The 10,460-nt window shown below is 38.1% G+C and carries 6 protein-coding genes; 2 read left to right on the plus strand and 4 right to left on the minus strand.

Annotated features, from left to right (window positions below; genetic code table 11):
* Window positions 1-17 precede the first annotated feature (17 nt).
* Window positions 18-1,463, plus strand: a complete 1,446-nt coding sequence (gene putP / locus CXF71_RS21355; protein ID WP_442871946.1) for a sodium/proline symporter PutP — start codon at window positions 18-20, stop codon at window positions 1,461-1,463.
* A gap of 282 nt (window positions 1,464-1,745) precedes the next feature.
* Here the strand turns inward: putP and CXF71_RS21360 are convergent, their stop codons facing one another.
* Genes CXF71_RS21360 through CXF71_RS21375 form a run of 4 tightly spaced genes read right to left on the minus strand, consistent with a single transcriptional unit; the run spans window position 1,746 to window position 4,906 of the window.
* The gene (locus tag CXF71_RS21360; RefSeq protein WP_101234917.1) at window positions 1,746-2,975 is read right to left on the minus strand and encodes a sensor histidine kinase; all 1,230 of its coding nucleotides are present in this window, start codon (window positions 2,973-2,975) and stop codon (window positions 1,746-1,748) included.
* On the minus strand, window positions 2,972-3,682 hold the full coding sequence (locus tag CXF71_RS21365; protein ID WP_101234918.1) for a response regulator transcription factor: 711 nt from the start codon (window positions 3,680-3,682) through the stop codon (window positions 2,972-2,974). The genes CXF71_RS21360 and CXF71_RS21365 overlap by 4 nt, the downstream gene beginning before the upstream one ends.
* Window positions 3,679-4,065, minus strand: coding sequence for a DUF3019 domain-containing protein (locus tag CXF71_RS21370; protein ID WP_101234919.1), 387 nt, complete (start codon window positions 4,063-4,065; stop codon window positions 3,679-3,681). Before CXF71_RS21370 ends, CXF71_RS21365 begins: the two co-directional genes overlap by 4 nt.
* A gap of 1 nt (window position 4,066) precedes the next feature.
* Window positions 4,067-4,906, minus strand: coding sequence for a MipA/OmpV family protein (locus CXF71_RS21375; protein WP_101234920.1), 840 nt, complete (start codon window positions 4,904-4,906; stop codon window positions 4,067-4,069).
* 225 nt (window positions 4,907-5,131) lie between these two features.
* On the opposite strand from CXF71_RS21375, the gene CXF71_RS21380 reads away from it, so the two are divergent.
* Window positions 5,132-10,285 carry a S8 family serine peptidase gene (locus tag CXF71_RS21380; protein ID WP_232771571.1) on the plus strand — a complete coding sequence of 1,718 codons (5,154 nt, stop codon included), beginning with the start codon at window positions 5,132-5,134 and terminating at the stop codon, window positions 10,283-10,285.
* Window positions 10,286-10,460 lie beyond the last annotated feature (175 nt).

The following is a 10,460-nucleotide window of genomic DNA, read 5'->3' on the forward strand; positions in this document are numbered from 1 at the left end:
GGCTTTATTTTTGTGCAATGATCGGTATCGGCATATATGCCTACCGCAAAACAACTAATGATATTTCTGGCTATATGTTGGGAGGTCGAAGCTTAAGCCCATCAGTTACTGCTTTATCAGCTGGTGCTTCAGATATGAGTGGTTGGATGCTGATGGGGCTTCCTGGTGCAATGTATGTTACGGGTATTAGTAGCCTGTGGATTGCGATAGGTTTAGTGATAGGTTCATTTTTAAATTATCTTATCGTTGCTCCTCGTTTACGTACCTATACAGAACTTGCTAATGATTCAATTACACTGCCTGATTTTTTTGAAAATCGCTTCGAAGATAAATCTAGAGCACTGAGATTAGTTTCTTCTATTGTGATCATTGTTTTTTTTACCCTTTATACCTCTTCAGGCATAGTCGCTGGTGGAAAATTATTTGAAAGTTCATTCGGCTTAAGTTACGAGCTAGGGTTGTATGTTACGGCGGGTGTTGTTGTTGCCTACACTTTATTTGGTGGTTTTCTAGCGGTAAGCTTAACCGACTTTGTGCAGGGTTGTATTATGTTCATTGCCTTAGTTTTGGTACCTGTCGTTGTGATTAATGATGTCGGCGGTTTTTCAACTATGCATCATAGTATTCAAGCAATAAATCCAGATTTACTGAACATGTTTAGTGGTATCGGTATCATAGGTATAATTTCTGCAATGTCTTGGGGATTAGGATATTTCGGTCAGCCACATATTATTGTTCGGTTCATGGCTATTCGTTCAGTAAAAGATCTACCTACAGCACGTCGTATCGGTATGACCTGGATGATTGTCGCTATATGTGGCGCTATGGCTACAGGATTTTCAGGTATTGTCTATGTTAAAAATACAGGTGTTACACTAGAAGATCCTGAAACAATTTTTATATTGTTATCGCAAGTTTTATTTAGCCCTTTAATTTCTGGCTTTTTATTAGCCGCAATTCTTGCCGCAATAATGAGTACTATCTCATCTCAATTATTGGTTACATCAAGTTCATTAACCGGCGATTTTTATCAAACGTTTTTAGACAAAGAAGCAAGTGAACAACGTTTAGTCATGGTGGGTAGAATATCGGTACTGTTAGTTGCATTAGTCTCTATTTATTTGGCTTATGATCGTAATAGTACAATTTTAGATTTGGTAAGCAATGCATGGGCTGGGTTCGGATCGGCTTTTGGACCGGTTGTTGTATTAAGCCTATTTTGGAAAAAAATGAATCGAAATGGCGCACTTGCCGGTATGATCACTGGCGCTGTCACGGTATTAATTTGGATTTATGCGCCTCTCACAATCAATGGACAGCCATTAAGCGCCATTATTTATGAATTAGTCCCCGGCTTTATTCTATGTACCATCGCGATTATCGTCGTTAGTAAAGCTACGGGTGAGGTATCATCTTCAACTAAAAAAATGTTTGAGCAAGTTGAGGAAATTCATCTGCGGTGAGCAGCTAACCCAAAATAAAAGTTTAATGTTTGACCTTATTATAAAATATTATATTGAGGTCAGACATTCATACTTTCACTGATTTTGGGCGGATAGATTGAAAAATCAAAGCCATTGTTAACTTTCTCCAACACATTATAATTCTGAATATTTATAAAGCGATTTAGAGTAGAGACCAAGAAAAGTAGGTAAACGCTTTAGGGTTAAGCCAACCATTAACTCTGTATAGTTGAACTGTTTGCTAAGCTTTTATATGATTTCGTTAAGATTAAAAGCGACAAGCTAGCCTTTAGGTAAAAACACTGAGATGCTAGCGCCATTTAATGGCGTAGATTGACTGATAAATACATGCCCACCATGCCATTCAGTTATTACATTAACAAAAGCTAAACCAATACCATAACCACTGCCAACATTGTTCGCAGATTTCCCCCTTTCATATAATCCTGTTATACGTTCTTTCTCTTCTGGTTTTATACCCATACCATCATCTTCAACCCGAATTTCCAACTGGTTACAATTAACTTCGACGGTTACTAATACCTTAGTTTCAGCATATTTAACAGCATTGACTAATAGATTCTGAATAGCGCGTTTAAGAAACCTCTCATCATGCTTAAGGAAGCACTCCCTTTCTGACGTTAACTTTATGGTGACCTTTGAACTAGATTGAATTTTTTCTATTAAAGGGCCTAGCCAAACATTAATATCTGTAACAACTAACTTTAGTTGGTGATGACGTTCTTCTATACGAGCCAGTTCAATGAAATCATCCGTTAAATGGTCAATTTCATCTAGCTCATTTTCAATTTTAATTTTGTATTCATCTAAATTTTTCGCATCAGTCATCGCCAACAAAAAAACAATTCTTGAAAGTGGTGTTCTAATATCATGCGAAACTGAACTAGCTAAAAAGCGTTGTAATGATAAAAAACGAACAATTTGTCGAGACATACTTTCAACACTCTCAGCAAGCGGATACATCACAGACGTTGCTTTAACTTTACTTTGTATTTTGTCTCGTTTCTTTGAAAATGCATCGGTTAAATCGATAAGTTGAATCACATCTTTAAAAATTGGCCACAACCAAACAAATAAACACAAACCAAACACACCATAAAATATTAAGGTTAAGGTTAAGTATGAGCTTGCTTCAACTTTTTCTCTGCTAAAAGGCCCTAATTGCACTACTTGCACTACTTTTTTCGGTGAATTGGTTATTTGCCAATAATAAAATACATCACCTTCGATATCACTCAAAGATACAATCTTACCTTGTGAAATTTTTTCTTTTAATGACTCGGGCCAAGCTAGCTGGTGTATTGAAATAACTTTGCTCTTAGATAAATTCAACGAATTATTTTGTTGTACTCGAATAATACTTTTTAAAGTCGTTATGTTGATTGAAGCAGGTGCTTCTTCCGATTGAGCAATGAAAACGTCAGTAAACCATGCAATAGCCACTAAGCTAATTAGGATAAGTAAAAATAAGCGAATAAATTGACGTTTCATTCGTTATTTATTGTTCTAGCTGAAAATACATAACCTAAACGCCACACCGTTTTTATCTCATAAGGATTATCTTTCAAATTATTAAATTTTTTACGTAGACGGCTTATTCTACTATCAATAACTCTGTCTTGTCCGTCGTAAGTTCTTCCCATCATCTCCATAAACAAATCATCTCGACTTAAAGTTTTATCCTTATTAAAAATTAAAAACCACAATAAATCTAAATCGTCAGAAGTGAGAGTCACCGGTTGATTATTAACTTCTAGTAAGCGTGCATCTTTGTCAATAATGAGGTTGGTTAATTCGATGCATTTTGATGGTGTTTTATTAATAAGCCGCTCTTTAGTTTTTATCGAGGCTCTGATCCTAGCAAGTAATAATGGTGGTTTTACAGGTTTGTTTATATAGTCATCGGCGCCTAATTCTAACCCTTGTATTTGATCAACATCATCCTTTCTAGCCGTAAGAAAAATAAATGGTCCGCTGTAGTTATCTCTTACCCTTTTACATAACTCAAAGCCATTCATTTCTGGCATATTAATATCACAGACTATAATATCAATTTTGTTATAATCTGCCTGAGATAAAAATGCATTAGCCGTATTGTAAACGGTTACTAGATAATTATGTTGCTGTAAAAAACTCTGGGTTAAATCAGCAAGCATAATGTCATCTTCTATTATAACAATGTGTTGATGAGCATTCATTGAATAACACTCCAGGCATGTCTTTGCCGACTGCGTTTTTGATACTCTTTTATAAGTACATTCAAGGTTGAGCTTGCCAATACTCGGTTATTAGCTGCCGTTAATAATTGTATTTTTATCGGACGTTTAACATTAATTTGGATCACGGTTGAATTGTTCAGCTGTTTATCAAAACATCTTTTTACCGCTTGCCCTTCTATTTTTACACAAACTGCTTTCGCTTTACTGAGCTGCCAATTAATTTCTAACTTTGCTTTGCACCAACCTTTTTCAGCTACACAACTTTCAGGACTGATCGATAAAGTAACATCTGAGGCCTGTGCTTGCTTTTCGCATATTGTACAAAGTAAAGAAGTGATAATAAGCAAGCAGCATGAGTTCATATTAATCAGACCCGTATTGCCCACTAATACCAATAAAAAATATGGTGGCGTGGTGGTCTTCAACTAAGGGACTAATTGTCATGGCTGAACCTAATTTTTGATAACTGTAGCTAGCAATAATCGAAAAGTTCTCATTTAGCCGATAAGCAAAATGTGCTGACGCTGAAATATTACTATTAGAACCTAACTTGACTTCGAGATAACTTGTACCGTCTTCTTCTCGTAAACCATAGTAATAATTATTAAGGTCTGAATCAAAAAATTCGATAGCTACACCAGCCTGAAAACTCCAACTATCTCTAAACCAAATAAAATCAGTCCCTCCCGTAATAGAGTACCCATCATGTACACCCGTTACGTCGTGATAAGCAGCTAATGAAAAACGAATATTGTCGTTTAAAAAATATTTACTACTTAAACCCGCTAAATAAGAATAATCACGGTCAACTTCATTTACTGACACTTTATCTGGTTCACCAAAATTTCCGGGGCCTAGTAATCCTGAAATTATTAAACTATCAAAAGCAGATTCATTAAAATAAAGCCCGTCATTATTAAACTTACCTTTTAAAGAAATCAGCCAGTTATTATTTTCTTCAAGTACATAGCCAATTTCAGTATTTTCTATGTATAATTTTTCTCCGTAATAATAAAAAGAAGGCAATGCACTAAGACTTCTATCTTTGCCATCGTGAAGAGGATTTGAATAGTTTCCTAAACCAATACCCAGACCAACAGCCCAAGTATTTTCGAACACACAATTGCTTTCACAAGCATACGTATCTTCGGAGAAAGAAGAAATAAATAACAGGACAATAAAAATCACTTGTTTTTGAAACACGTATTCAAACTACCTCATATATAGCAACAGAATGTTACATTAAAACACTAAATTCTATACTACCGATTTATCATGTCTCAAAACACCCCCGGGTACAAATTCACACATTTACACATTTACTCTCCAACAAGTTAGCACACGAAACTACCAGCGTTTTGACTTTACCCCGTCTAGTATCGAACGGTCTGATTTTTAATCAGTTGATACTAATTTTGGAGTAAACCCATGAAAATGAAAACAACCATAGTAGCGGTTGCAACGGCATTATCTGCCTCTGGCATCGCTGCTAATGTGCATACAAGTGGTGTTAAGCCACAAGCCATTGACTTAATGAAGTTGTACAATATACAAAAAGAAGCTGCAGTAAATACTAGCGTAAATAAGTTTCTTTCGCCATTACGAACAGGTGCGTTGAACAATATACAATTCACACCGAAATCTGTTAACGATAAAATAAAAATAGAAAAAGACTTAACAGGCAGTCATACCTACATTGTTCGTCTAAACGACAAGCCAATAGCAACTTATGAAGGAAATATTCCGGGGTTACAAGCGACCAAGCCTAGTAATAATCATAATGTAAAACTTTTTTCTGGATCAAAAGCAGTAGGAAATACACAAGCCGCAGTTGATGCTTATCAAAAACATTTGCTGGCTAAGCAAGATCGTTTTGTTGATAACGCCAATGCTAAAGGAGTAAGACTTGATGTTCGTCGTCGATTTACCACGGCGGTTAATGCGATTACTGTTGAATTAACCCAACAACAAGCATTGAAATTAGCTGAGATGTCTGAAGTCGCTTATGTGCAACGTTCACTTAACTATGAACTCCATACTGATATCGGCCCTGAACATATTGGCGCAACCGGTGTGTGGGAAGGCACAGCGACCACAGAAGGTGGTAGTTATAAGGGCGAAGGAATGTTAGTCGGCATTATTGACACGGGTATTAATACTCAACATCCTTCTTTCGCCCCTGTTGACGGCGATGGCTATGTTCATACTAACCCATTAGGCGCTGGTAATTATCTAGGAGGGTGTGCCACCGAAGAATTTGCTAACCGTTGTAATGACAAGTTAATCGGGGTTTATACACACGAAAGTGTAACAGACACCTTCTTTGATATTCCCGAAAATGACTGGACTGATCCGGTGCGGTTAATGCCCGAATTTGGTGAAGACTGGAATGGTCACGGCTCGCATGTTGCTAGTACGGTGGCCGGTAATGTTCAATATGAAGTTGATGACCTATTACCGTCATATGGCGGTACGGCTGAAAATCCAGGGCATGGTTCGCCTATTGGCGTGAAAATGCCAAAAGTATCAGGAGTTGCACCTCGCGCTAACATTATTGCCTATCAGGTTTGTATGCCAGCTGGCGGCTGTAGTGGTGAAGCCATGCTGTTTGCAGTTGAACAAGCGATAAAAGATGGCGTCGATGTTATTAATATGTCTATTGGTGGTGGTGAAGGCTTTCCGTGGGATGATGCATTTGAAATGGCGTTTTTATCTGCCCGTGAAGCAGGTGTTGCGGTAGCACTCTCTGCAGGTAACTCAGGTGCATCTAGAGGAACAGACTCTACCTATACCGTTGACCATACGTCACCTTGGGTATTAAACGTTGCGGCTACTACGCATGCACGTTCAATAAAAATTGACGGTAAGGCGCTAAATGGCTTTGCTGGTGGTGATACTAACTTAATACCTTTACAGCTTGACGGTACGGGTATTTCAGGTTCATTTACGGGTGAGTTTGTTCTTGGCGCTGATTTTGGTGATGCACGTTGTAATACACCATTTCCAGCTGATACTTTTACAGCAGATCAAATTGTTGTTTGTGAACGTGGTGATATTGCACGTTTCGAAAAAGCAATTAATGTTCAAGCCGGTGGTGGCGGTGCATTTGTACTTTATAACACGTCTGCTGAAGATGATGAAGATATACATAATGACCCTTACGCTATTCCTGGTATTCATATTACTAATACCCAATGGGAAGGTGCTAGTTGGCGCATTAAAGCGCTAAAACCTTGGTTAGCTTCTGGTGTAGGTTTAACCGGAACAATTACTGCGTCTGAAGCTTCTCGCGAAGTTAATGAAGACGACGCTGACTGGTTAGCGGTATTCTCATCACGTGGGCCTTCTTCTACTGTCGATGAATTATTTTCGCCTGGCATAGCAGCACCCGGTGTTGATATTTTTGCGGCGTGGACAGAAGAAAATCCATTTAATGAGTTTTCAGATACAAGAGACTGGAACCGCATTAGCGGTACTTCAATGGCAAGTCCTCATATTGCGGGTGTAATGACTTTAGTACGTCAGGCACATCCAAACTGGACAGCATCAGAAGTTCAATCAGCTTTACAAATGTCTGCTGACTCTAAAGCCATCAAAATGCAACATCCTATTTACGATGAAGTTGTTGTTGCCGGCCCTTATCGTGCGGGTCATGGTTTAGTGAACGTTGCCCGTGCTATAGATTCAGGTTTAGTTATGGAGGAAACAGGAGAGAATTTCCGCCGTGCCAACCCAAATAATGGTGGTCGTGTTCGAGATTTAAACTTACCACAATTAATCAACCGTGATTGCGGAAGACAATGTAGCTGGACCCGAACGGTTAAAGCAACACAAGACGGAACTTGGTCTGTGAATGTTGAAAAATTACAGCAAAATCACATGACATACGATTGGACGTTAGACCCGTCAGCCAAGATGAATGTTATACCCAGCACCTTTGCCTTAAAAGCAGGTGAAAGTGTAACTTTAACCATTACCAGTAACTTTAGTGAAGTGGATATGGCTTGGTTTGATGGCACTATTCATGCTGATCAAGGTGAGATTCAATTTATCTCTGACAATGAATCAACACCAATGTCAATTTGGCCATATTCTTCATTATATACAGGTAAAACATTACCTAATACGGTTAACATTACCGCAACTGATGACAACGCCAGCACCTTTATTTCGAATGTACCTTTTGGTGTGCCGAGTTCCGTAATTAACGCGGTAGCTTATGCTCCAGTAGAATTAACCCAAGCAGTATTAGAGGTACCTCGTCAGGGATTTGGTGTATCACTATTTACTGAAGAAACTGGTTACTTTAACATTGTTGACGATGAAGAATTAGGTATAGTTGCTCATGATTTCATTAAAACGATTTCAGTCACCGTTCCTGAAAACTCAGCTATTTTCCGTGCAGAATTGGGGGCAATTCTTGATACCACCAGCGATAATGAATTAGGGACGAATTCATACATCAATGCCGATATCTATATTGTTAAAGACTTTAACGGTGATGGAAGACTGCATTATACCGAAGCCGTATGTGGTTCATTGTTACCGCAAACTACTGAAGGTGAGTTCTGTTCAATCGAAAACCCAGAAGCAGGTGATTATACCATTATTGTAACCAATGGTGTTTTATATCCATGGGAGTCAATTGACACCATTAGTGTAGCTTATGGTGTAGTTTCAAAAGACGTTAGTTCTGCATTCAGTTTTGAATTTACCCAATCTGCTGATAATGAACTTGTTTCTGACATGACAATTACTTGGGACAAAGCCTTGACTGAAAACAGTACCTATCATTCTGCTATTGCCATACAAGCAGGAGATAATGCTGAAGGTTCATTAACGTTCATTCCATTGAAAATAGAACGTGGTGCTAACACTGTATCTATTATGTCATCACAAACTAATGCGTTATTGGGCGATATTGTTGATATGAGTGTAATAGTGCAAGCCAATAAATCAGGTGTTGACCGTACTGTTGACTTGGTTGCTGAGTTGACTTCAGGCTTAACCATTGTGCCGGGTTCAATGAATGTAGTTGAAGGATTAACCATGAAAGATAATGGTTTTACCTTGAACGCTTCACAAGTTAATTCTGCTGACTGGGCAACCAATTATACAGTAACAACAAATGAAACCGATAGTATGTGTCATACACCTTGGGCAGAGTATTTGCCTGAAACTGAAGGTAAATATGTTAATTTAAGCGATTATGGGTTAACACCTTCTTGGGGCTCTTTCTATGAAGTGAATGAATGGGGTTGGGGTAACTGGGTGCATGAATTGATTATGCCTGTAATGACAGACACCAACAATAGCATGACACCGTTTGATAATGCTGCGTATTTTAAAACTAATCAAATGGTCTTAAGTTCGAGAGGTTGGATCCAGTTAGATATTGGTAACTATAACCCTTGGGATAACTTTCCACAGAATATTCATCTTGAATTACCAACAACAGGCTATACAACACCTCCCGATTATCTATTTGCATCTTTCTGGAATGCTAGCCAAGATATAAACTGGAATCAAAATACTACTTTAGCAAAACTAGAAGGAACTTCAGGGGTAACCTTGGCGTATCTAGGAGATTATGTACTAATTGAATGGGATAATGCAAAAACCTACGATAAAGGTTACGACATAAACTGGAATACTACCTTTGATGCTCGTGACGACAGTTATAATCATCAAATGTTCATGCGTAGCAATACCTCTTATATTAAAGGTGAATATGAAATTGTGATGGCTTATGACAGCATCGACTTTGGTACACAAGATGGTGCAGGTTCTATTGGGGTACGTGGCTATAACGGTCCTCGTGCGGGTTTCGAGCCTTTAAATGGCCATACTGGAGTATCTGTTGCGTTTAATAACCTTGATGAAGTAGTCAAAGATGATTTAGTGGTTTGTTATGATACGGTTGGTCCTGAATCAACAAGTATTATTGTTAACTTCAAAGCCAAAGTGACTGGCGCAGGTATTGCGTCTACTCAAATGATTAATCTTTCAGGGACAGTTGAAGGTATTTCGAACGCAAATGCAGCGTTAAGTGTGAGTGTTGCATCAAGTATAAGTATCGTTGAAATTGCAGACCAAAGCATCGATGAAAACTCTACTCTTGAAGGGATAACCGTAAATTATGCTGATGCAGATGGTGGTATTTCTGCTAATACTATTAGTGTGACTGGTGATAATATTACGGCTGAAATAATTGATCATACCTCAGGCTCATCAATTAATATTACACCTTCAGCTAATTGGTATGGTGAAACTGAAGTAACAGTTACTATAACTGACAACATTTTTACTAACGACATGGTATCAACAAGCTTCATGTTAACAGTAAATTCAGATGATATTGAATTGGGCTGTACCAATGTATCGGCGACTAATTATGATGTCAGTGCAAATCAAGATGATGGTAGTTGTACGCTAACGCCAGAAGCTGCACCAAAAACTGCACCAGAAGCTGCACCCGAAGCTGCACCCGAAGCTGCATCAGGTGGTTCAATGTATTGGATATTGTTAACAACTTTACCGCTGATCGCATCAAGACGTAAGCAATTAGCAGTTAAAAAATAAATAATACTCTTTAGAAAGTGTAATATTTCATAAACTTGAAGCCATTCGATTAACTTGAAGCCATTCGATTAACTCGAATGGCTTTTTTAAGCACACAAGAAACACTTACACAATGTCCTGATCGTATCGTTCATTGCTGCCGTAATGGGCTTAAAAATGATCGCCAATGACAGTA

This window comes from Colwellia sp. 12G3 (assembly GCF_002836775.1).
GTDB lineage: Bacteria > Pseudomonadota > Gammaproteobacteria > Enterobacterales > Alteromonadaceae > Colwellia.